Here is a 24615-nt window from a genome sequence, read left to right as displayed (position 1 = left end):
AAAATGGTGAAATTATCGGCTAATTTGTCTCAAAAATTAGATATTTATCAGAATTAGTCGAATAATTTCGCCAAAATAGAAATAAACAGAATAAAACCCACGAATTTCGGCTTTTCATTTGGATTTTTATCTTTTTTAAGTATATACTTGCCCCCGTTTTAAATTCCCGCCTTCATTTAATAATAAATGCTTATCCATTATAAATAACTTGAGGTAAACATGAACACGAACGTAAACCAGGCCGAGCACGCTGAAAGTGAACAAACTACCCCCTATCAAAAACGAACCCTATTTGCATCAACAGTAGGTTATGCATTAGATGGCTTAGATATGATGATTTTAGGTGTCTGTTTTAGCCTAATTGCCGTCACCTTCAACCTAACTAAAGCTGACCTTGGCACCTTGACGTCAGGCACATTATTAGGGGCCGTATTAGGCGGAATCTTTTTTGGAATTCTTGCTGATAAATATGGACGAGTCAGAGTATTTTCATGGACAATCCTAATCTTCTCATTATTCACCGGTCTTTGTGCTATCTCACCTAATTATGAATGCTTCCTCATTTTTCGTTTTCTAAGTGGACTGGGTCTAGGTGGTGAATTTGGTATCGGCATGACGCTAGTTTCGGAAAGCTGGCCAAAGCACAAGCGCTCAAGGGCAACCTCAATTGTCGCACTAGGCTTCCAAGCCGGTATCATCCTTGCAACACTAACTGTCAATTTTATTGGTGAAGCACACGGATGGCGCTGGGCATTTGCGATGGGAGTATTACCAGCGCTATTTGTTGCTTGGACGCGTAAAGGACTTAAAGAGCCTGAAATCTGGCAAAATCTAAAAGACCAAAATAAAAACAAAATTGCCATAGGCAAACTATTTAAAAACCCGAGAATCACCGCAACAACTATCGGATTAACCATTGCCTGTGCAGTACAAAATTTTGGCTTTTATGGCATAATGGTTTGGATGCCAAACATGATCGCTTCTGAATATCACTTACCTTTCAAAAACACCATGTTTTGGACTATCTCAACAACTATCGGCATGTCATTAGGGATCTTAATTTTTGGTTGGTTATGTGACAAATTTGGACGCCGACCTTCATACATCGTATTTTTATTGATTTCCGCCGTATCAATCTGGTTCTACTTCCAACAAAAAGAGGTTGCCATTTTAATTCTATTTGGCTCAGTGATTGGCTTTTTTGTGAACGGCATGATGGGTGGATATGGTGCATTACTAGCTGAACACTACACGACTGATGCGCGCTCAAGTGCTGAAAACATTATTTTTAACGTCGGTCGTGGGATTGCTGGCGTATCGCAAGTACTGATTGCTTACTTAGCAACCATCTACTCAATCAGTTATGCATTAGCACTACTATCAGGCGCTTACCTATTATCCGCTGCCGCCTTTATATTCTTAATACCAGAAACCAAAGGCAAAGCATTAGAATAGCGATATATAAAAAAAGGGCTTAAAAAGCCCTTTCTAAATCATGTTTACCTCAAATTAATTGATATGCATACCGCCAGTAACACCATAAACTTCACCAGTGGTATAGCTTGACTCTTCCGATGCCAAATGCACATAAACACCCGCAAGCTCAACAGGTTGTCCTGCACGTTGTAATGGAGTCTGTTTACCAAATTCAGGAATCGCCTCGCTTGGCTGACCACCACAAATTTGTAATGGCGTCCAAACCGGACCTGGCGCCACACTATTTACTCGAATACCTTTACTACCTAATTGAGCAGATAAGCCACGAGTAAATGCAATAATCGCTGTCTTGGTTGAAGCATAATCCAACAAATTGCCACTTGGTTGATAAGCTTGCACAGAAGAAGTGGTAATAATCGTCGAGCCAGATTTTAAATAACCTAATGCCGCTTTGGTTACCCAAAATAGTGAAAACACATTAATTTCAAACGTTTTTTTGATTTGCTCAGTAGACAAATGCATAATATCTTCTACCGCAGTTTGCTTACCAGCTACCAAGGTTAAATTATCAAGTCCACCTAATTTTTTATGCGCTTCTTCAACTAATTTTTTACAAAATGACTCATCGCTTAAATCACCAGGGATAAGCACAGCCTTTCGACCCGCAGACTCAATGATTTTAGCCACATCTTCGGCATCTTTTTGTTCTGCTGGTAAATAATTAATTGCAACATCAGCACCTTCTCTTGCATACGCAATAGCTGCTGCGCGTCCAATACCTGAATCACCACCGGTCACCAACATTTTTAGACCTTCTAAACGTTGATGACCTTGATAACTTTCCTCACCACAATCAGGAACTGGTTTCATCTCATATTGCAAACCAGGAGGATTTTGTTTTTGTTTAGGAAATTTATCATGAAAATATTTTGGATTATGCTTACTCATATAATATTCTCCTAAGTTAAACATGCATTTAAATTCAAATTTAACATAATAGAATCAATTAATAATCACAAAATCCTATTGTCGAGTATATTTTATATCTTTAAAATACTTAATTAATTCAATTAATTATACTGTGAAAAATAAAAATCATTGATAACGAGAAAAATAACTTACTTGGATGGTTTAGCGAGGACAAAAACAACAAATGCTAAAACCATTATGGGTGAAAAATTAAACACCAAACACAGTGTAACAAATAAATATACATTAAGCTAGCAATGCAGAATTAATGATAGCTATTTTTTGAAAGAACAATCAGTCGTAACATCCACAATAAGAATTCTTTTACCATCAATGTAATACGTATATTTAGCCCCCTCATTAAAATATTTCTTCATTTTACGTATTTGAGGTGAATCGGAACAATAAGATTCAACAATTGCCTTTTTAACCAATTCCCTATTATCGGGTAAAAGAAATTCGTCTGGAGTGATCCCATTAATTTCATATTGATAAACGATAACATTACCTTCAGCGTTAACATCGGATAAAGTTGTGTATTCATCTAAAGTGATGGGTAAGATTTTTTTAACTACGCTGATGGCTGCCTCTCTATAATAATCGGACTCATCAGTCTTATTATCGAAATCTAGGTCCTTTTTATCAGGATATTCATCAATGAGTTGTATTAATCTCTGGGTTTTTTCAGTACCAATAGTGTCCACAAGCTTATCAATCCCATCATTGCTATACTGTGAATACTCAAAACATAATTGCAGCAATAAAAAAATAATTTTTATCATTCATCCACTCATCCATAACCAATAGAAGCTATTGCCGATTACCTTTTGTCTGACAATCGGCTGGCGTTAATTCAACCACAACAATCTCTTTATTATCAATAAAATAGTGATAGTATGCCCCATCCGGGAACGCCGTTTTCAATTGTTGCATATCCTCCGTATTTTCACAATAAGCAGTAAAAAGTGCTTGGCGAATCGTATCGAGCGTACTGGGTAACAACATCGTATGCTCTGGCGTATTTTTAACATCATATTGATAATTGATGATATTACGATCCTTATCCTTCTCAACGCCAACCAAAGTCGTTAACTCATCAACCTCAATGGGTAAGGCTTTTTTCATAGGCTCAATCATCGAATTTTGTATTGCTGCAAGGGAATCATTTTCAACTGGGGTATTTTTTTTAGCATTATCACAACTTAACAGCAAAAAACTCACTACAAAAAACGCTAGCAATTTAAATATTTTCATAATGATATCTCACATAACGTAATAAATAGTAATTATGAATAAAGAGTTAAAAAATGCTCAAAGCAATTTAGGGAAGATGAAGAATAGTTATACACCAACCTTCATTAAAAAGCCAAAACAATCCTATTTAAATCATCAAAAACCCCGCTCCTCAACTTTTTTTAACGAACATATAAATGAATTGATGATGCTTTTAAAAAAAACAACAAAAAAATTGTTGCACTTTTTTTTAAAACGAGTATTTTGGATAAATATTTTTAAAAAATTAACGAAATAATTACAAATGAACTTTTCACTCATCGTCGTCGTCCTCATTAACATTAGCGTGGTCATTATTCCAACGCGGGGGCGTCTTTTGAGTTAAATATATGGTCATCATATTTCAAAACCCCCGCCACAAAAAAGCGGGGGTTTTTTTTTGAACAAATGGCTAAGCAAAAAGTGAGGAATGAATGTTAGGAACACAGTGGATTGTAAAAACCTTAAAAGAAAAAGGCATTACTACCGTTTTTGGATATCCTGGTGGTCAAATTATGCCTCTATACGATGCGCTTTATGATGGCGGAATTGAACACGTACTTTGCCGTCACGAACAAGGCGCAGCCATGGCAGCCATTGGTTATGCCCGTGCCACCGGCAAAATTGGCGTTTGCATTGCCACATCAGGCCCCGGTGCAACCAATATAATTACCGGCCTTGCGGATGCATTAATTGATTCTGTACCAATTATCGCACTAACCGGCCAAGTTCCAACGACACTTATAGGCACTGATGCCTTCCAAGAAGTTGACGTTTTAGGATTATCTTTAGCGTGCACCAAACATAGTTATTTAATAGATGATGCCACCCAATTGCCAAATACCTTACAAGAGGCCTTCAACTTAGCCAATTCGGGCAGGCCGGGACCAATATTAATTGACATCCCGAAAGATATCCAGCTTGCCGACCATGATTACCAAACCTATTTAACGCCAACATCCATAAAAACGCCTTCTGATAATGCTCAACTCTATCCAATCTCACCTGACGAGATAAAACAAGCCAAACAAATGATCAGCCAAGCCAAAAAACCGATGCTCTATATTGGTGGCGGTGTTGGGCTTTCTGGTGCTATCAATGAACTACGCGAATTTATGACGCTAACCCAAATCCCAAGCGTATCGACTTTAAAAGGACTTGGCGTTGCTGACCTGAACAACCCTTATTACTTAGGGCTTATCGGGATGCACGGCGCCAAAGCGGCTAACTTAGCTGTACAAGAGTGTGACTTACTGATCGCTTTAGGCGTTAGATTTGACGACCGCGTTACTGGCAAACTTAACGAATTTGCTAAACATGCAAAAGTGATCCATGTCGATATTGATCAGTCCGAAATCAACAAACTACGCCAAACCCATTTAGGTTTACAAGGTGATATTAAACACGTATTACCGATGCTTAACCAAACGGTCTCAATTGATGACTGGCATAACAAAATAAAACAACTGAAAGCCCAGCATCCAACACGTTATGATCATCCGGGTGACGCCATTTATGCGCCAGCACTGCTCAAACGCATTTCTGAGCGCAAACCAGCTAACACCGTCATCACCACCGACGTAGGTCAGCACCAAATGTGGACAGCGCAACACATGTCCTTTACCCACCCACAAAACTTTATTACCTCAAGTGGGCTTGGCACTATGGGCTTTGGATTACCAGCGGCAGTTGGCGCACAAATGTCTAGACCAAACGACATGGTAATTTGCGTATCGGGTGACGGCTCATTCATGATGAATGTACAAGAATTAACAACGATCAAACGCAAAAAATTACCCGTCAAAATCGTTCTTATTGATAACCAACGCCTAGGCATGGTAAGGCAATGGCAAGAGCTATTTTTTAATGAAAGATATAGCGAAACCAACTTATCAGATAACCCCGACTTTTTAATGCTAGCCAAAGCCTTTGATATACCAGGGCAAACCATCAGCAAAAAATCGGAAATCGAAGGCGCACTCGATAACTTATTCAATTCGAAAGGTGCTTATCTACTGCACGTATGTATCGATGAGCTAGAAAACGTATGGCCACTGGTACCACCGGGCGCGGCAAACGAAAACATGTTAGATAAAAGTAACAAGGAGTAAGTGATGAATCAAAAAGCGACACATCAATTTACCATAACTGCCAATGATAAATTGGGTTCACTTGAACGCATTTTACGCGTTGTTCGCCACCGTGGAGGCCATATCGAACAGATGCAAATGCAATCAATTGACAATCAATTATTCACCTTGACACTGACATTAACAACCGAACGAACGCTATCGTCACTGCAAAACCAAATTACTAAATTGGAGGATGTAATAACGGTAGCGTAGTAAAGAACAAATAGATTCTTTTGTAAAAAAGACAAATTAAATTAATAAACTATAGCAGTTAAACAAAGTTATGTATAATGCACAAATTAATAAAAGCAAAATACATGCTTAATAAAAGTAAATTTAAGAGGAAAACAAAAAATGGGTACTACAGCAAAATCTGATTATATTTGGCTAAATGGCGAAATGGTTCCATGGGCTGATGCAAAAATACACGTAATGTCACACGCCCTACACTATGGAACTTCAGTATTTGAAGGTGTTCGTTGTTATGAAACTAACAACGGCCCAGCAATTTTTCGCCATAAAGAACACGCACAACGCTTACTAAACTCAGCCAAAATTTATCGTTTTCCTGTCCCTTATTCTCTTGAAGAGATCATGGAAGCAACTCGCCAAGTCATCAAAAAAAATAACCTAAAAAGTGCATACATTCGCCCATTAGTCTTTATTGGTGATGTGGGTATGGGCGTCATTCCTCCTGCTGGTTACAAAACTGATGTCATGATTGCAGCATTCCCATGGGGAGCCTACCTTGGTGAAGATGCGTTAGAACAAGGTATTGACGCAATGGTATCATCATGGAACCGTTTTGCACCAAACACTATCCCAGCAGCAGCTAAAGCGGGTGGTAACTACTTATCATCACTTCTTATCGGATCAGAAGCGCGAGCTAATGGCTTCCAAGAAGGCATCGCATTAGACGTAAACGGTCAGCTTTCTGAAGGTTCTGGCGAAAACCTATTTATCGTCAAAGATGGCATATTATTTACCCCATTACTATCATCATCAGCACTACCAGGCATCACACGTGATGCAATCATCAAGCTTGCACATGATCTAGGCATTGAAGTACGTGAACAAACTCTATCACGTGAATCACTCTATCTAGCTGATGAAGTATTTATGACTGGTACCGCTGCCGAAATCACACCAGTACGTAGTGTTGACCGAATCCAAGTTGGTATTGGTCGTTGTGGCCCAATCACGAAGAAAATCCAACAAACATTCTTCGGATTATTTAATGGCAAAACTGAAGACAAATACGGTTGGTTAGATCCAATTAAATAAAATAAATACACCGCAGCAAAAACTGCGGTGTCGTCATTATTTAACGATTTATTAATCATAGAAATACGTACCGAAAGAAATCGGTCGCTTGCATAAAAAAATTGGGAGCAACAAATGCCTAGATATCGTTCAGCAACCTCGGTTGAAGGTCGCAACATGGCGGGCGCCCGCGCTTTATGGCGTGCAACAGGCGTAAAAAATGAAGACTTTGGTAAACCCATTATCGCGGTGGTTAACTCATTCACACAATTTGTACCGGGTCATGTTCACTTAAAAGATATTGGTCAACTGGTAGCAAAAGAAATTGAAGCGTGTGGTGGCATTGCCAAAGAATTTAACACAATTGCTGTCGATGACGGTATCGCCATGGGGCATGGCGGTATGCTTTACTCACTACCCTCACGAGAACTGATTGCCGATTCCGTTGAATACATGGTTAACGCCCATTGCGCCGATGCCATGATCTGCATATCAAACTGTGACAAAATCACCCCCGGCATGTTAATGGCGTCACTACGTCTAAACATCCCAACTATATTTGTATCAGGCGGACCGATGGAAGCGGGTAAAACCAAACTATCTGATAAAATCATCAAACTCGACTTGGTTGATGCCATGATCCAAAGTGCCAATCCAAATGTTAGTGATGCTGATAGTGAAGCAATTGAACAATCGGCTTGTCCAACTTGCGGATCATGCTCAGGCATGTTTACTGCTAACTCAATGAACTGCTTAACCGAAGCATTAGGTTTATCATTGCCGGGTAATGGTTCACTGGTTGCGACACACAAACAACGTGAAAAACTCTTCTTAAATGCCGCTAAACGCATTGTTGAAATCACCAAAAGTTATTACGAACAGGATGATGATTCGTACTTACCGCGATCAATAGCCACCAAAGCGGCCTACGAAAATGCCATGTCGCTCGATATTGCCATGGGTGGTTCAACCAATACCGTATTGCACTTACTTGCTACTGCACAAGAAGGTGAAATCGACTTCACCATGTCAGACATTGACCGACTATCACGCAAAGTCCCTCACCTATGTAAAGTAGCGCCAAGTACTGCTATTTATCATATGGAAGATGTGCATCGCGCTGGTGGGGTTGTCTCAATATTATCAGAGCTGGACAAAGCCGGATTACTTAACCGCAATGTCCACAACGTGCTTGGTCTAAACTTACAAGAAACGTTTGCAAAATACGACATCACCCAAACCACTGACGAAGAAGTCAAAAAAATGTATCGCAGTGGCCCAGCAGGTATTCGCACTACCAAAGCTTTCTCACAAGATTGTTACTGGGATACGCTAGATGACGATCGCCAAAACGGTTGTATCCGCGACAAAGCACATGCCTATAGCCAAGATGGCGGACTAGCAACCCTATACGGTAACGTAGCCGAAGATGGCGCAATCGTAAAAACGGCAAGTGTTGCTGCTGAAAACTTAGTCTTCCGTGGTCCAGCTAAAGTCTATGAAAGCCAAGAAGATGCTGTTGATGCAATCTTAGGTGGACGAGTCGTTGAAGGTGATGTAGTCGTCATCATCTATGAAGGACCAAAAGGTGGACCAGGGATGCAAGAGATGCTCTACCCAACCAGCTACCTAAAATCAATGGGCCTTGGCAAAGCTTGTGCATTAATTACCGATGGTCGATTCTCTGGTGGTTCATCAGGCTTATCCATTGGTCACATATCGCCAGAAGCCGCCAACGGTGGCGTGATTGGTTTAGTTCGAGATGGAGATATCGTCGATATCGACATCCCAAATCGAAAATTAAACATCCTCGTACCTGAAGATGAATTAGAACGTCGTCGCGTAGCTGAACTCACTCGCGGTGATAAAGCCTTTACACCTCATAACCGTAACCGTTATGTCTCATACGCACTAAAAGCTTATGCAAGCTTAGCAACCAGTGCTGACAAAGGTGCGGTGCGTGATAAAAGTAAATTAGGTGGTTAACGTGAATAATAACAAACTAACCGGCGCTGATTATCTAAAAGCCACGCTATGTAGTGCGGTATACGATGTCGCTCAAGTGACACCACTAGAACATATGGAAAAACTCTCCTCTCGCCTAAAAAACCAAGTGTTTGTTAAGCGAGAAGATCGCCAACTCGTTCACAGCTTCAAAATACGGGGCGCGCAAGCCATGATTGCCAGCCTAACGCCGGAAGAACGAAAATGTGGCGTGATTGCTGCATCAGCCGGCAACCATGCGCAAGGTGTCGCGTTTTCAGCCACAAAATTAGGCATCAATTCCCTCATTGTCATGCCATTAACAACAGCAGATATTAAAGTCGAAGCGGTAAAAGGATTTGGTGGAGAAGTGCTACTTTATGGAGCCAACTTTGATGAAGCCAAAGCCAAAGCAATGGAATTAGCCAAAGAACAAAACCGTATATTTATTCCCCCTTTCGACCATCCCCTTGTCATAGCAGGGCAAGGCAGTATCGCCATGGAACTACTGCAACAAAATGCCAAACTTGACCGCATCTTTGTCCCCGTTGGGGGGGGAGGGCTTGCAGCCGGTATTGCCGTATTAATCAAACAAATCATGCCATCAATTAAAGTCATTGCGGTTGAACCTGAAGACGATGCCTGCCTAAAAGCAGCACTCATTGCTGGTCATCCCGTTGACCTTGATCGCGTGGGCTTATTTGCTGAAGGCGTCGCGGTTAAACGAATTGGTGACGAAACATTTAGACTTTGCCAACAATATATCGACGACATAATCACTGTCGATAGTGACGAAATTTGTGCCGCCGTTAAAGATCTATTTGATGATGTGCGCGCCATTGCCGAACCGTCTGGCGCAGTGGCGTTAGCGGGAATGAAAAAATATGTTGAACAAAACAACATCTGTGGCGAAAACTTAGCCCATATTCTATCCGGCGCTAACTTGAACTTCCACAATCTACGCTATGTATCAGAACGTTGCGAGCTAGGCGAAAAACGCGAAGTCCTGTTAGCGGTCACGATTCCAGAACAAAAAGGCAGCTTCCTTAAATTCTGCCAACTGCTCGGTGGTCGTGCTGTGACCGAATTCAACTACCGCTATCATGACGACAAATCAGCTTGCGTGTTTGTTGGCGTTAAAATTGCCAAAAGCAACGAAAAAGACGAAATCATGCAAGAACTGACCGCAGCCGGTTATCAAGTTGTTGATCTAACCGATGACGAAATGGCAAAACTGCATGTCCGTTACATGATTGGAGGCAAACCGTGCCAACCGATTAATGAACAAGTCTACAGCTTTGAATTCCCTGAATCACAAGGCGCACTACTCAAATTCTTACAAACCTTGGGTACCAATTGGAATATCTCAATGTTCCATTACCGTAGTCACGGCACCGATTATGGTCGAGTGCTAGCCGCCTTTGAAATCGACAACGCTAGCCATAGCACCTTTACCAAACATTTAACTGAATTGGATTACGGTTTTAATAACGAAACAGAAAATCCTTCACTTAAACTATTCTTAACAGGTAAATAATTCAACCGCCCCAATCAGGGGCGGATTTTGTCTCAACACATTATAGATTAACGATTAACTAATTATTAACCATGCTATTTTATTATTGATAAAAAGATTGGATTAATTTTAGTCAGATCAATGACTGAAAAACCCCGCTCCTTAACTTTTTTCTTCAAAACGTCTAGAAATTAATCCTCATATCAGGTAGTTCAAGCATCTCTACAAAATCGCATTTCATCATTAACTATATGACTAAACTACACTTTTTAACGCTATAGTTCCTTCCCCTATTCCCTCTTTCAAGAAATTAAAAAGGCTAAGGCGAGACACAGAGCATGGGACTAGAACTCTTAATGGAAAAACGTGTTATCGAACCATTTCTCGGACTAACGGCAAATTTACGGTTCTGAGTAGGAGTTATTGATGATTTACGGCCTTTTAAAGGAGGCATTATTCCATCACTAGTCCAGTAGTAACTGAGGTCAAAAAAACCGATGTTATTATATGAGTGCGTTGAGCCCCACTCACTAAACAATCCTGCACCAATTATACGCTGAAAGTAATTATTAGGTGATGAAGGTATTGCGCCGACGGCACCTTTACACTCACTACGAGAATTTATCCCATTACAAGAAGCATTAGTTAAATCTTTAACCGTAGCTAAACGTAAACGTTGATCACTACAGATAGATGATGCTTTATCATAAGTATAAGCTTGGTTAGAAGGATAAAACCACTGCTTTAATACAAAACCATATTTAATGACAGCTTTACCACTATTATCGCGACCGACTAACTCGAATGTTTGTGGCAATGTAGGCGGCTTAATTGCAGGAATCTCAACAGCAAAATTGCTAGAATTCCATCGGGATTTAGTTAAAACAGGACCGGTTAAAGTGACGCGTACACCTGTCGCTGTAGAACTAGTCATAGTAGCAGTGATGCCATCATGCGAGACAGGAGCCCAAGATAAAGCCTGATTACTACCAGCAATGTCTAAGTCAAAATACAAATTGTTAGCGCCAGTAGTTGGAAAATTTAAACCATAAGATGACGGCGTAATTGATTGAAGTAAAAAGCCCTTAGCAGGGTTCCAAATAGAAGCAGGACCAGATACGTGATTAAAATAATGATATTCATTCTCAATAATTAAATATATTAAGTTAGGCCTAGCAAAACAAACCACAGCCCCTGCTTGTGGATTGATATAATAAGTAACATTACTTGCGCTGAAAATACGACTACTTGGAACGCCATAACGAGTACTTAATGTGCCGTCAGTGCTAGCTAATTTAACCTGATAAGGCGCCTTGCAAATATCTGGAACAGTATGACGTGTGACGGGCTGATTATATTTATCAACGATAGATAAACTTAAACTACCAGTAGCGGTAACGTCAGTATCACCATCATCATCTCCCCAATAATTATAAGGTGGGCCGATAAGAAAGCTTAAAGCGACTGAATTAGTATAAGCAGGAACCAACATATCAATATCAGCAAAACTTTGACCCGCAACAGGCAACACGATTGGCGTTGTAACGGAAGTATTAGTTGAAGGCGTATATTTAACACCATTAGATAACGTAATCCCAAGCAAAGCATCAGTATCAACCACACGAGTACGACCACCATCAAAGGTTAAATAAGGTGCGCTACCTTGAATCGGATTTTTTGTAGTCTGTGAAGTTAATGCGAAGCTAGAAAAAGGATGTAAAATAACCGAACCTAAAAGAATCCACCAAGATAATTTAAAAGAATAAGAGGATCGAAAAGCGGATCGCGCGATAATTCGCAGAATTCCACATAATTGCGTGGAAAAATAAATCTCGGTGTAAAATGAACGTTGGAAGCTGAACTTAGACGAATTTAAATTAGAGGTTAGCCAAGTTGCCTGTTGCCTGTTGCCTGTTGGAAATTATAAAACATTTGCGACAATCCTGTCAAGTAATTTTATGATTTATTTGAAATTTTATACTTTTAAATTAAATTTTAGTTTCTTAACTAAAACCGTGTAAAAAGTATAGTGATTGGAAAAACACGATGCAACACTTTTTTTCACTCAATTACGTTAGCTTTCGTAAATATGATCTAAAAAGGATCTGACTATTAATTGGTTAATTACTGTTTTAATTAAATATATTGCAATTACAAATCTTTAAAATTTGGTATGTTGATCCTGAAAAATTTTATTTTAGTGTTTAAAATCGTCGTTTTGATCATTTAATAACTTTTTAAAGTAGAATTTATAACCTAAAAAACCTGCTCCTCAACTTTTTTGAGTTATAAAAAAATCAAGAAATCCTTTCAGTTTGTTTAAACTGGCGAAACATTCAATCAGACTAATATGCTTTATATGATAAAAGTATGCGTTAACTTTATGCTAATAATTTGATTTTTAACCATAAAATTTATTATTTTGGGATATTAAAATACGTGAATTTTAATCGCAAAAAAGTCAAAAAAATTTTTCATGCCCCTATTGTTTTTCTCAATGATTGAGAGCATATTAATTGCATATTTATCAGACAAGTTTTTGCCTTGTTGATGGATGATGATAAATAATTAAGGAGTTCATCTTTTACCCCCGTCGTTTTCTACCATTACTCATTAAACATCGTCAAATTAACTGAGAAATTTAATCAATAGTAAGATTAATATTAAGTATAAGGATTATTCATGATAAAGATAAATGGTGCTAAAAAATTTTATTTATGGCTTGTTGCCACAATTTTATTAATCAGCGGGCTGTTTTTGACCATTAACGGTGTGCGACTTGTTGCCGTTGGTGGTAGTTGGTATTTTTTATTAATGGGGTTGGTGCAAATCGTTTCCTCATTTCTTTTATTTAAGCAAAACACTAAAGGTGCATGGCTTTATGCTTTAGCTTATGCCTTAACAATTGTTTGGGCATTATATGAAGTTGGTTTGCAGTTCTGGCCGTTATTTTCTCGTTTAATGGTATTTGGTGGTTTTGCAATGCTTATTGCATTTGCTTATCCAACATTAAAGAAACATGAAACAGGCGATAATAAAGCTGGCAAAGGTGGGTATGCTGTCGGTATTTTTATTTTTGTTGCGCTTTGTGTTTCGCTCGGATTTATGTTCCAGGAACATAATGTGATTAAAAATGCAGTACCTTTAGCCAACAATCAATTGAAACCTACAGACAATCTGCTTGATTGGAGACAATATGCGAATACCACTAAAGGGACGCGTTTTTCCGGAGCGGAGCAAATTAACAAAGAGAATGTAAAAGATCTTCAAGTCGCATGGACTTATCGTACCGGTTATGTGCCTTATAACAGCGGTTCAGGTCCGGAAGATCAAAATACGCCATTACAAATTGGCCAAAATGTTTATCTCTGCACCCCAACAAATATTGTGATTGCTTTAGATGCAGATTCAGGTCAACAAAAATGGCGCTATGATCCTAAAGCATCAACTCCAAACTGGGAGCGTTGTCGAGGCTTAGCTTATTATGAAGATAGTTTAGATAATGTTAGCAATAGTAATGCGACTTGTTCAGCTAGAATCATTATGAACACTATTGATGCCCGTTTAATGGCAATCGATGCCAATACCGGTAAATTATGTGAAGATTTTGGTGATAAAGGTGTTGTGGATCTTAAGAAAAATATGGGTGATATTCCGCCAGGCTATTATGAACCGACTGCTGCACCGTTAGTAGCCAAAGATGTTATTGTTGTTGGTGGACGGGTTGCCGATAACTTTTCAATCAATGAACCTGGCGGGGTAGTTCGAGCTTTTGATGTTCATTCTGGTAATTTGGTTTGGGCGTGGGATCCAGGTAATCCAAATATCACCGATGTACCACCTGCAAATGAAACTTATACTCGCGGTACCGTTAATGTTTGGGCAACAACAGCTTACGATCCAGAGCTTGATCTTGTTTATGCTCCAACCGGTAATGCAACCCCAGACTTTTTTGGTGGTGGCCGAACTCATTATGATGATGATTTTAATTCGTCTATTGTGGCTTTAGAACGTAAAACCGGACAAATTCGTTGGACATTTAGAACGGCTCATCATGATTTATGGGATTATGATTTACCTTCCCAACCATTACTTTATGATATTCCAAATGAAAATGGTGGCGTGACAAAAGTCATTGTACAAACCACAAAATCCGGTCAAATTTTTATGCTTAATCGCGTAACGGGTAAACCTGTTGCAGAAGTCCAAGAAAAACCTGTTCCGCAAGGTAATGTTCCGGGTGAATATTATTCTCCGACTCAACCATTTTCAGTGGGGATGCCTTCAATTGGTAATGAAACCTTAACTGAGTTCGATATGTGGGGAGCAACACCATATGATCAGCTTCTTTGTCGTATTGACTTTGTTGGTTCTGAATATCATGGTCTGTTCACTCCGCCGGGTATGACTAAAACGTTACAATATCCAGGATCGTTGGGTGGTATGAACTGGGGTAGCGTGGCAGTTGATCCTCAAAACAATTTAATGTTTGTTAATGATATGCGTATTGGCTTGAAAAATTGGATGATTCCTCAAGATCAAATTCCGAAAAATTCAAGCGGGATTGAGATGGGTATTGTTCCACAAAAAGGAACACCATTTGGTGCAATGCGTTTAAGATTTACCTCACCTCTTGGCGTTCCATGCCAAAAACCACCGTATGGTACAATGACAGCTATTGATCTTAAATCACGTCAAGTAGTTTGGCAAAAACCTTTAGGCACTGTTATGGATACGGGTATTTTAGGTATACCTATGCATTTACCTGCTCCAATCGGTATGCCGACCATTGGTGGACCAATGGCGACTAAATCCGGTTTATTATTCTTTGCTGCTACGCAAGATTTTTACCTAAGAGCCTTTGATTCGGTTACAGGTGAAGAAGTTTGGAAAGCGAGATTACCGGTGGGTAGTCAAGGTACTCCAATAACCTATATCTCACCAAAAACAGGTAAACAATATATTGTGATTTCCGCTAGTGGCGCAAGACAATCTCCTGTGCGTGGCGATTATGTTATTGCTTATGCATTGCCAGATAAAAAATAGTTTTTGGCAAAATAGATAAAATAAGCTTAATCTAGAAATGCCATTATATCGTTTAGTGTTAACGATATAATGGCAAATAAAATACAATCTAGTCAGTTTAATTTAACTATTCTATTCAACTAAACCTGATACCTTTCTTAAATTCATTGGCGAAATTGCTGCTATCACAACACCACTTTCCATTATTTCTATAATTTCCAATAATTATCCCATTACTAAATGCTTTAGTCTCAACAATCAGATAAATCTGGATTTTTGGTTAATAGTAATGCCATAATTTATCTACATAATTAAATAGTTATGAAGATGTAACATTGCAGAAAGAAAAACTTATTTCATGAAATATACTGACTGCAAAAAATGTAAATATTTAGTAATAAAAGGGATTTTATAGGAAAATGAAAAAAATAGTTTCAACTTTGTATTTAGCGATATTTTTTACTCTGTTTAACACTCATGTAGTGTTTGCGGATGATCACTCATTTAATCATAGAAAGCATTTTGATTCCTTCGATGACTTCTATCAAAGTTTACCTGTTTTATCCATGCCTATTGATAACAATAATACCGTCAATGGAATATATGTTGATAGAAAATTTTTTCATTTCGATGATGATGATTATAGCTATTATGATGAACCAATTATTGAAGTCGACAAATATTATACGCTAAAAAATCTAAAAGCTATTGGTCGCTTTGAAATGGGTGATATCAAATTTATACTCTATGATTTTACTTTTGATGGTATAGGCGAAGGTTTCAACGAAGATATCAAATTAATTAATGCTTTTGACAAAAATGGAAAATATCTAGATGAATTAATGGTAGCAGGAAAAGATAGACATGAAGATCACATATTTTACTTTTCATCCATGATTAAAGATCAGCTATTTCATATTAAACTAGACTCTGTTTATGATGTAGAAGATAAAACAACGATTGATTTAACTTATCAGTTTCGTGACAATCAGTTTTGGTTAAAAAAACCTCCTGTAAACTGTCAAACTGTAAATTTACAGCAATATTTGAATAAACTTACCGAGCAAGAGTTTGCCGATATTGATGATATCGTGGCATTTAGTGATTATATTGACTGTTATCCTATATCCGATAATTTGCAAACATATAAACAAATCGCTGAATATATTAATAATGCTAGAAGTTATTTTCTTAGTTCTGCTGAATTAAAAAAATTGCATGAAACAATTCGTATTATTGAGGAGTAGGTATGTGTTTACCTACTTTTTAATATCATTCCAACGCTTATCAACTAGATATTTTCAGTCAAAAAAGATGGGATTTATGTCATAAAATTCGCTCAATAAAATATGACTTACCGCTTTACAAAGAGCCTGAATATATCTATCCATGGTGTAACGAGCTCATATTGAAAACACCAAGTTATTCATCATAGCAGCAAGAAGTATGGTTAACACAATGAACCTTGTGCATTTATGTAGGATTGGCCGAAATTATCCCATTGCTAAATGCTTTAGTCTCGATCAATAAGATAAATCTGGATTTTTGGTCAAAACTAATGCCATAATTTATCTACATAATTAAATAGTTATGAAGATGTAACATTGCAGAAAGAAAAACTTATTTCATGAAATATACTGACTGCAAAAATTCTAAATATTTAGTAATAAAAAGGGATTTTATAGGAAAATGAAAAAAATAGTTTCTACTTTATGTTTAGCGATATTTTTTACTCTGTTTAACACTCATGTAGTGTTTGCCAATGATAACTCATTTAATCATAGAAAGCATTTTGATTCCTTCGATGACTTCTATCAAAGTTTACCTGTTTTATCCATGCCTATTGATAGCTATAATACCGTCACTGGAATATATGTTGATAGCAAATTTTTCCATTTCGATGATGATGATTATAGCTATTATGATAAGCCTATTGTTGAAACCGACAACTATTTTACGCTAAAAAATCTAAAAGCTATTGGCCGCTTTGAAATGGGTGATATCAAATTCATACTCTATGATTTTACTTTTGATGGTATAGGCGAAGGTTTCAACGAAGATATCAAATTAATTAATGCTTTTGACAAAAATGGAAAATATCTAGATGAATTAATGGTAGCGGGAAAAACTGGACATGAAGATCACATATTTTACTTTTCATCCACGATTAAAGATCAGCTATTTCATATTAAACTAGACGCTGTTTATGAACTCGGCTATGTAGCGGAGGTAAAAGACGATATCTATCAATATAAAAAAGCTATTGATTTAACTTATCAGTTTCATGACAATCAGTTTTGGTTACAAGCCTCTCCGGTAAACTGTCAAACTAAAAATTTAAAGCAATATTTGAATAAACTTACCAAGCAACAGTTTGCCGATATTGATGATATCGTGTCATTTAGTCATTATATTGACTGTTATCCTATATCCGATAATTTACAAACATATAAACAAATAGCTGATTATATTAAAAATTCTATTAATTATTTTCTAAGTACTGCTGAATTGAAAAAATTGCAGGAAACAATTCATCTTATTGAGGAGTAAGAACGTCATTATCCAAAGATGGCGCATTGACTGGTTATCTCTTTGAGTGTGTTCAATGTGGTAAGAAAATATTGCATATTAATTGCAACAATGACTATACACCATTTTTATGACGTAAATTTACCCAATCATCAAAAATCAAATTGTACAAGAAGCCGATTTATTAATCGGCTTTAAATAGAATCAGATAAAATGCTTATCGGCTGATAAAAAGTATGCAATAAGATTAAACTTTAATAAGATTAATTAATATGTTGAATATAACCCTTCACTATATTGATACTTTTATCAAACAGCTGTTTTTCGTGATCGCTAAAGTCAAGGTGTATCACTTTTTTAATTCCATGCTGATCTAAAATTGCCGGTACCCCTATAGCGACATCTTTATACCCATACTCACCATCTAGTACACAGCTTAATGCTAATGCTCGATGGCTGTTGGTGAAGATGTGTTGGCAAATTTCAGCAATCGTGCTGGCAATGCCGTATTCAGTGCAGTGTTTGTATTTGACAATTTCGAAGCCTTTATTTTTAGCTTTTAATCCAATGTCATTAAAGTCGATTTTTTTGTTTTCTAAATCATTGAGGTTGATACCATAAACCGATGAGTGAGACCAGACGGGAAACTGTGAGTCTCCGTGTTCGCCAACAATAAAGGCGTCAATACTTTGTGGGCCAATATCCATTTGTTCGCCGAGTAGTCGTCGCAGGCGAACTGTATCGAGCCAAACACCTGTACCAATGACGCGATGACGAGGTAAACCAGATAGTTTCCAGACTTGATAAGTAATTGCATCACACGGGTTTGTGGCAATTAGGAATATGCCTTTGAATCCGCTTTTCATCATGTTGGGAATAAGATTAGCCATGATTTTAGATGTGCCTGACAGCTCTTCTGCCCTGCTTTTTTGTGCCAGTCCTGAGGTGACAGTAATAATGGCTATATCGATATCAGCACAGTCCGTCGATTCACGTAAACTGACTTTTATCATGTTTTGGCGATAAGCGGCGGCATCGAGTAGATCTTGTGCGTGACCGTAGGCTAAGTCTTTATTAAGGTCGACTAGTGCGATCTCTTCACAAAATCCACGATTGACTAATGTATAAGCGGTGGTTGAACCGACATTTCCTACACCAATAATCATTACTTTACGTAGTTTCATATTTAGCCTCGTTATTTATAAGTTGTCATTCTACTTTTTTGATGGAGTGCGATATCATCTCCAGTTTAACACTACATTATCTATCGTTCTAATAGATGTATCTGGCTACGCTTTTTTTGTATTTTTGTTTAATATTGAGTAATAAAAAATTTGACTTTTATTTTATTAATGATAATAATTCTCATTAACATTTAAAATATCATTTTTGCATTTTTAAAGTAATAGGGAGTGATCTAGAAAAGGATTTCGTACATTTCTGATCGTTTATCTACAGCTTATTTTCTGTACTTGATTGAGTTCGAACAGATAGTATACAATAAGGATTAATCAATGAAATTCAATTTTTTTAAAAGCCGTAAGACATTATTAAATGCGATTTTAGCATCGCTACTGGTTTTGACGGGTCTGACCAATTCATCATCAGCTGATGAGAAAAAATTTAAAGTTGTTACCACATTTACTGTTATACAAGATATTGCCCAAAACGTGGCTGGTGATGCCGCAGTTGTGGAGTCAATCACTAAAGTTGGCGCCGAAATTCATGAATACGATCCTACACCACAAGATATTAATAAAGCACTGTCTGCCGATTTGGTGTTGTGGAATGGTTTAAACTTAGAACTTTGGTTTGAGCGCTTTTTTGAAGATATTAAAGATGTGCCTTCAGTTGTCGTAACAGAAGGCATTGAGCCAATGCCGATTCAAGAAGGTAGCTATAAAGGTAATCCAAATCCTCATGCTTGGATGTCACCAACACTTGCTTTAACTTATGTCGAAAATATTCGTGCGGCTTTGGTTAAATATGATTCGAAAAACGCCGAAATATATAATAAGAATGCCGCAGAATATGTGGCAAAAATTAAGGCGCTTGATGCCCCACTTCGTGAGCGTTTAGCTAAGATCCCTGAATCACAGCGTTGGTTAGTGACCAGTGAAGGCGCTTTTAGTTATTTAGCACGTGATTATAATCTTAAAGAGGCGTATCTCTGGCCGATTAATGCCGAGCAACAAGGTACACCTAAACAAGTTAAGCATCTTATTGATTTAGTACGTGCTAATAATATACCTGTTTTATTTAGTGAGAGTACAATTTCTGATAAACCTGCTAAGCAGGTAAGTAAAGAAACTGGCGCTACTTATGGTGGTGTTTTGTATGTTGATTCACTTTCTACTAAAGATGGCCCTGTTCCTACTTATATCGATTTATTAAAAGTGACGGTTGAAACAATCGCTAAAGGATTCGAAAAATAATGACTCAAATTTGCTTAAATGTTGATGATATTACCGTGACCTATAATAATGGTCATACAGCAATTCATGATGCGAGTTTTCGTTTGAATGGTGGCACTATCTGTGCACTTGTCGGCGTTAATGGTAGTGGGAAATCGACACTATTTAAAAGCATTATGGGGATGATAAAACCCACTAAAGGACAAGTGACGTTTAATGATATTTCGGTAAAACAAGCATTAAAGCAAAATATTATTGCCTATGTTCCTCAAACTGAAGAAGTCGATTGGGATTTTCCGGTTTTGGTATCGGATGTGGTGATGATGGGGCGTTATGGTCATATGTCTTTTTTACGAATACCAAGTAAGGAAGATAAAAGACAAGTCGATCTGGCACTAGAACGAGTCAATATGTTGGATTTTAAGCATCGCCAGATTGGTCAACTTTCTGGCGGTCAAAAAAAACGTGTCTTTTTAGCTAGAGCTTTGGCTCAACAAGGTAAGGTATTGTTGTTAGACGAGCCATTTACGGGCGTTGATGTGAAAACCGAAAATGCCATTATCGATCTGCTTAAAGATCTTCGTGATGAAGGCCATTTGATTTTAGTTTCTACCCACAATTTAGGTAGTGTGCCAGAGTTTTGTGATCAGGTAGTGTTGATTAATCAAACCGTGTTGGCTTTTGGTGAAACTAAAACAACATTTACCCCACAAAATTTGATGATGACATTTGGTGGCGCACTACGTTATTTAAGCTTGTCTGGTGAGCAATTACACCAAGATGAAGATCCTCGTAAAATGTCTATTTTAACTGATGATGAGAGGGCAGCTATATTTTATGGTGAAGGCAATGATGACTCGGCTCACAAAGATTTTCTAGTCGAACCAACCGTTATTGAAACTAAAAGGCAACACTAAATGGAACTGCTTCTTGAACCTTTTACTTATGGCTTTATGTTAAAAGCCATTTGGGTAAGTAGTATTGTTGGTGCAGCTTGCGCATTTTTGTCGGCGTTTTTGATGTTAAAAGGCTGGTCTTTAATGGGTGATGCTCTTTCGCACTCAGTAGTGCCCGGTGTGGCGGGTGCTTATGCGCTTGGCTTACCTTATTCAGTGGGCGCTTTTTTTACCGGTTTGTTAGCGGCTTTATCAATAACAATTGTACGTGCTTTCACTCGTTTAAAAGAAGATGCCATTATTGGTTTTATCTTTTCGACCTTTTTTGCTATTGGTCTTTTAATCATTTCACTAAATCCAACTTCTGTTAATGTGCAAACTATTATTTTTGGTAATATTTTGGGAATTGATGATAGTGATATGTGGCAAGTGCAAATTATTATTTTAGTTTCACTGATTTTGCTACTGTTTTTTTGGAAGGATCTGTTAGTGGTCTTTTTTGATGAAACTCATGCTCGTTCAATTGGCTTAAAACCATTACAGTTAAAGATTCTTTTTTTTACTATTTTAAGTGCCTGTACTGTTGCTGCACTGCAAACGGTCGGTGCAATCTTGGTCATAGCGATGGTAGTAACCCCTGGCGCGACGGCTTACTTACTTACCGATAGATTTTCACGATTGTTAATTATTTCAGTTATCATCGGTGCACTGACGAGTGCAATTGGCGCTTGGATCAGTTATTTCCTTAATGGTGAAACAGGTGGTGTGATTGTGACATTACAAACTTTAGTCTTTTTGGCTGCATTTTTATTTGCACCAAGACAAGGGTTGATTTCACGCCGAATCAGCCAAGCAAGACAAGGAGGTTCAGTATGATATGGGAACTTATCTATCATCCTCTTACAATTCCTTTTGTTCAACGTGCCATTCTAGCTGCGCTAGCTACTGGTATTGTTTGCGCCCTACTGTCATGCTTTTTAGTGTTAAAAGGCTGGTCATTGATGGGCGATGCTATTTCTCACGCGGTATTACCCGGTATTGTACTTGCTTATTTAGCTGGGATCCCTTTAATAATTGGTGCATTTGCGTCAGGGTTATTTTGTTCGGTTGCCACTGGTTACATTAAAGATAACAGTCGAATAAAGGAAGATACTGTAATGGGCATCGTTTTTTCGGGAATGTTTGCTTTTGGTTTAGTACTGTTTTCTAAAGTGGAAACGTCGCAACATTTGAATCATATTTTATTTGGTAGTGTGTTGGGAACAAGCTATCAAGAACTCATCCAAATTATTACGATTGCAAGCATTGTTTCGATTTTAGTTATCATTAAACGCCGTGATTTAATGCTGTATTGTTTTGATCCCGTACAAGCAAGAGTAGTTGGTTTGCCAGTTAAATTATTACATTACGGTTTATTAAGTATTTTAGCATTGACTATTGTTGGATCACTTAAAGCTGCAGGTGTTATTTTGGTGATTGCGATGTTAATTGCGCCGGGCATAACCGCATTTTTATTGACTAAACGTTTTGAAAAGATGTTAGTGATTGCAGTAATTGTATCGGTATTTTCGACAGTAACTGGTACTTTAATCAGTTTTCATATAGATGCGTCAACCAGTGCTTGTATTGTGATTTTACAAGCAGTGATTTTTACTCTTGCCCAGTTTTATCGGATCTACGCTAATAAAAAAATAAGGCGTTAATTGAAGTATTGTTTTTCACATTTACGATACTTCAATTATTCGTCATCCAAATATTTACCCGCATCAGCGTAATTATCAAACCTTGAGAATTGACCTTGGAAAGTTAAGCGTACTTTACCAATTGGACCATTTCGCTGTTTACCTAAGATGATTTCGGCAATACCTTTATGTTCTGATGCTTCGTTATATACTTCGTCACGATAGATGAACATAATTACATCGGCATCTTGTTCGATAGATCCTGATTCACGTAAGTCGGAGTTAACAGGTCGTTTATCGGCGCGTTGTTCTAAGCTTCGGTTTAGCTGTGAAAGAGCAACAACCGGAATTTGTAACTCTTTGGCTAATGCTTTTAATGAGCGTGAGATCTCGGCGATTTCAAGCGTTCGGTTTTCTGATATGTTTGGTACTCGCATCAGCTGTAAGTAATCGACCATGATCATACTTAATCCTTTATGTTCACGGTAAATTCGTCTTGCTCGTGAGCGTAGCTCCATAGGGGTTAATCCTGATGAGTCATCAATGTAGATGTTTTTCTTTTCAAGTAAAAGTCCCATGGTGCTCGATATTCTTGCCCAATCATCATCTTGTAGTTGGCCTGTACGAATACGAGTCTGATCAACACGTGATAACGAGGCCAGCATACGCATCATAATCTGTTCTGATGGCATTTCTAAACTAAAGATTAGTACCGGCTTATCTTGCATCATAGCGGCGTTTTCACAAAGGTTCATCGCAAATGTGGTTTTACCCATTGATGGACGAGCTGCAATAATAATTAAGTCTGAACGCTGTAATCCTGCGGTTTTTTTATCTAAATCAAGGAAGCCGGTTGAGACCCCTGTCACGCCATCATGTGGACGCTGGAATAACTCTTCAATTTTTGCGACAGTAGCTTCTAGCACATCGGTAATATTTTTCGGTCCTTCACCCTGCTTAGTACGGCTTTCGGCAATTTGGAAGATTTTGCTTTCAGCTAAGTCTAAAATTTCGGTACTGTCTCGGCCTTCAGTTGAGTAACAGTTATCAGCAATTTCATTTGAAGCACTAATCAGTTCCCGCAATATCGCTTGCTGGCGGATAATATCGGTATAGGCCACTACGTTAATGGCGCTTGGTGTGTTTTTCGATAACTCAGCTAAATAAGCAAATCCCCCCACATCAACAAGTAAGTCTTTACTTTCTAAGCTTTCAGACAAAGTGATTAAGTCAATCGGGGTACCACGACTGACTAAGGTATGCATTTCTGAAAATATGAGTTGGTGATGACGAGAATAAAAATCACGGTCGGTAATCATTTCAGCAACAACATCCCAACGCTGATTATCCAGCATTAGGCTACCAAGCACAGCTTGTTCTGCCTCGATTGAGTGAGGTGGTAATTTTATATTTTGTACTTTTGATTTTTTTGCGTCTTGATTTTTGAGTTCTTTATTTGAATCATCAGTATTCATTGCATTCATCTTTTTATTTAAT

General features: G+C 37.9%; 19 protein-coding genes. 13 read left to right on the top strand and 6 right to left on the bottom strand.

The features are described 5' to 3' along the window. The first annotated feature begins 219 nt into the window (after nucleotides 1–219). Complete coding sequence (locus tag J3U09_RS04415) at nucleotides 220–1455, top strand: MFS transporter (protein ID WP_267330670.1); 1236 nt, start codon at nucleotides 220–222, stop codon at nucleotides 1453–1455. A gap of 54 nt (nucleotides 1456–1509) precedes the next feature. Here J3U09_RS04415 and J3U09_RS04410 read toward each other — a convergent pair whose 3' ends face one another. The 3 genes from J3U09_RS04410 to J3U09_RS04400 form a co-directional block, all read right to left on the bottom strand. Further along, nucleotides 1510–2385, bottom strand: a complete 876-nt coding sequence (locus tag J3U09_RS04410; RefSeq protein ID WP_220225784.1) for an SDR family oxidoreductase — start codon at nucleotides 2383–2385, stop codon at nucleotides 1510–1512. 296 nt (nucleotides 2386–2681) lie between these two features. Beyond that, nucleotides 2682–3188: a hypothetical protein gene (locus J3U09_RS04405; protein WP_267357262.1), complete on the bottom strand. Its 507-nt coding sequence runs from the start codon at nucleotides 3186–3188 to the stop codon at nucleotides 2682–2684. Nucleotides 3189–3216: 28 nt separating this feature from the next. Next, on the bottom strand, nucleotides 3217–3660 hold the full coding sequence (locus tag J3U09_RS04400) for a hypothetical protein (protein WP_267331724.1): 444 nt from the start codon (nucleotides 3658–3660) through the stop codon (nucleotides 3217–3219). A gap of 452 nt (nucleotides 3661–4112) precedes the next feature. Between J3U09_RS04400 and ilvG the strand changes: the two genes are divergently transcribed. The 5 genes from ilvG (at nucleotide 4113) to ilvA (ending at nucleotide 10593) form a co-directional block, all read left to right on the top strand. Then, nucleotides 4113–5789, top strand: a complete 1677-nt coding sequence (ilvG, locus tag J3U09_RS04395; RefSeq protein ID WP_267331725.1) for an acetolactate synthase 2 catalytic subunit — start codon at nucleotides 4113–4115, stop codon at nucleotides 5787–5789. A 3-nt stretch (nucleotides 5790–5792) separates the two neighbouring features. Further along, a complete protein-coding gene (gene ilvM / locus J3U09_RS04390) occupies nucleotides 5793–6023 on the top strand; it encodes an acetolactate synthase 2 small subunit (protein ID WP_065563395.1) in 231 nt (76 codons plus the stop codon). A 141-nt stretch (nucleotides 6024–6164) separates the two neighbouring features. After that, the gene (locus tag J3U09_RS04385; RefSeq protein ID WP_065563394.1) at nucleotides 6165–7094 is read left to right on the top strand and encodes a branched-chain amino acid transaminase; all 930 of its coding nucleotides are present in this window, start codon (nucleotides 6165–6167) and stop codon (nucleotides 7092–7094) included. A 114-nt stretch (nucleotides 7095–7208) separates the two neighbouring features. After that, the gene (ilvD, locus tag J3U09_RS04380; RefSeq protein WP_065733774.1) at nucleotides 7209–9059 is read left to right on the top strand and encodes a dihydroxy-acid dehydratase; all 1851 of its coding nucleotides are present in this window, start codon (nucleotides 7209–7211) and stop codon (nucleotides 9057–9059) included. A gap of 1 nt (nucleotide 9060) precedes the next feature. Continuing rightward, the gene (gene ilvA, locus J3U09_RS04375; protein WP_267357260.1) at nucleotides 9061–10593 is read left to right on the top strand and encodes a threonine ammonia-lyase, biosynthetic; all 1533 of its coding nucleotides are present in this window, start codon (nucleotides 9061–9063) and stop codon (nucleotides 10591–10593) included. A gap of 298 nt (nucleotides 10594–10891) precedes the next feature. On the opposite strand, the gene J3U09_RS04370 is transcribed toward ilvA, so the two are convergent. Continuing rightward, entirely contained in the window at nucleotides 10892–12193 is a 1302-nt protein-coding gene (locus tag J3U09_RS04370; protein ID WP_267357258.1) for a hypothetical protein, read from the bottom strand. Between the two features lie 1061 nt (nucleotides 12194–13254). Here J3U09_RS04370 and J3U09_RS04365 point away from each other — a divergent pair. The 3 genes from J3U09_RS04365 (at nucleotide 13255) to J3U09_RS04355 (ending at nucleotide 18147) form a co-directional block, all read left to right on the top strand. Next, entirely contained in the window at nucleotides 13255–15618 is a 2364-nt protein-coding gene (locus J3U09_RS04365) for a membrane-bound PQQ-dependent dehydrogenase, glucose/quinate/shikimate family (RefSeq protein WP_267357256.1), read from the top strand. A 398-nt stretch (nucleotides 15619–16016) separates the two neighbouring features. Further along, a complete protein-coding gene (locus tag J3U09_RS04360) occupies nucleotides 16017–16844 on the top strand; it encodes a hypothetical protein (RefSeq protein WP_267357255.1) in 828 nt (275 codons plus the stop codon). 442 nt (nucleotides 16845–17286) lie between these two features. Next, complete coding sequence (locus tag J3U09_RS04355; protein ID WP_267357253.1) at nucleotides 17287–18147, top strand: hypothetical protein; 861 nt, start codon at nucleotides 17287–17289, stop codon at nucleotides 18145–18147. 242 nt (nucleotides 18148–18389) lie between these two features. Here the strand turns inward: J3U09_RS04355 and J3U09_RS04350 are convergent, their stop codons facing one another. After that, the gene (locus J3U09_RS04350; RefSeq protein ID WP_267357251.1) at nucleotides 18390–19310 is read right to left on the bottom strand and encodes an L-lactate dehydrogenase; all 921 of its coding nucleotides are present in this window, start codon (nucleotides 19308–19310) and stop codon (nucleotides 18390–18392) included. A 330-nt stretch (nucleotides 19311–19640) separates the two neighbouring features. Between J3U09_RS04350 and J3U09_RS04345 the strand changes: the two genes are divergently transcribed. From J3U09_RS04345 to J3U09_RS04330, 4 genes are read left to right on the top strand one after another with little or no spacing between them, the layout of a single operon-like run. Beyond that, the gene (locus J3U09_RS04345; RefSeq protein WP_267357249.1) at nucleotides 19641–20561 is read left to right on the top strand and encodes a metal ABC transporter substrate-binding protein; all 921 of its coding nucleotides are present in this window, start codon (nucleotides 19641–19643) and stop codon (nucleotides 20559–20561) included. After that, nucleotides 20561–21457: a manganese/iron ABC transporter ATP-binding protein gene (locus tag J3U09_RS04340; RefSeq protein WP_267357247.1), complete on the top strand. Its 897-nt coding sequence runs from the start codon at nucleotides 20561–20563 to the stop codon at nucleotides 21455–21457. Before J3U09_RS04345 ends, J3U09_RS04340 begins: the two co-directional genes overlap by 1 nt. After that, nucleotides 21458–22312, top strand: a complete 855-nt coding sequence (locus J3U09_RS04335; protein ID WP_220225774.1) for a metal ABC transporter permease — start codon at nucleotides 21458–21460, stop codon at nucleotides 22310–22312. Next, nucleotides 22309–23139: a metal ABC transporter permease gene (locus tag J3U09_RS04330; protein ID WP_324169849.1), complete on the top strand. Its 831-nt coding sequence runs from the start codon at nucleotides 22309–22311 to the stop codon at nucleotides 23137–23139. The genes J3U09_RS04335 and J3U09_RS04330 overlap by 4 nt, the downstream gene beginning before the upstream one ends. A gap of 35 nt (nucleotides 23140–23174) precedes the next feature. Here the strand turns inward: J3U09_RS04330 and dnaB are convergent, their stop codons facing one another. Further along, a complete protein-coding gene (dnaB, locus tag J3U09_RS04325) occupies nucleotides 23175–24602 on the bottom strand; it encodes a replicative DNA helicase (RefSeq protein ID WP_267362479.1) in 1428 nt (475 codons plus the stop codon). Between the last annotated feature and the right edge of the window lie 13 nt (nucleotides 24603–24615).

Origin of the sequence: Gilliamella sp. B2889, from assembly GCF_026536885.1 — a bacterium.
Lineage (GTDB): Bacteria > Pseudomonadota > Gammaproteobacteria > Enterobacterales > Orbaceae > Gilliamella > Gilliamella apicola_E.
The sequence above is the reverse complement of the archived record's forward strand: the minus strand, read 5'-3'. Positions and strand labels throughout refer to the sequence as shown.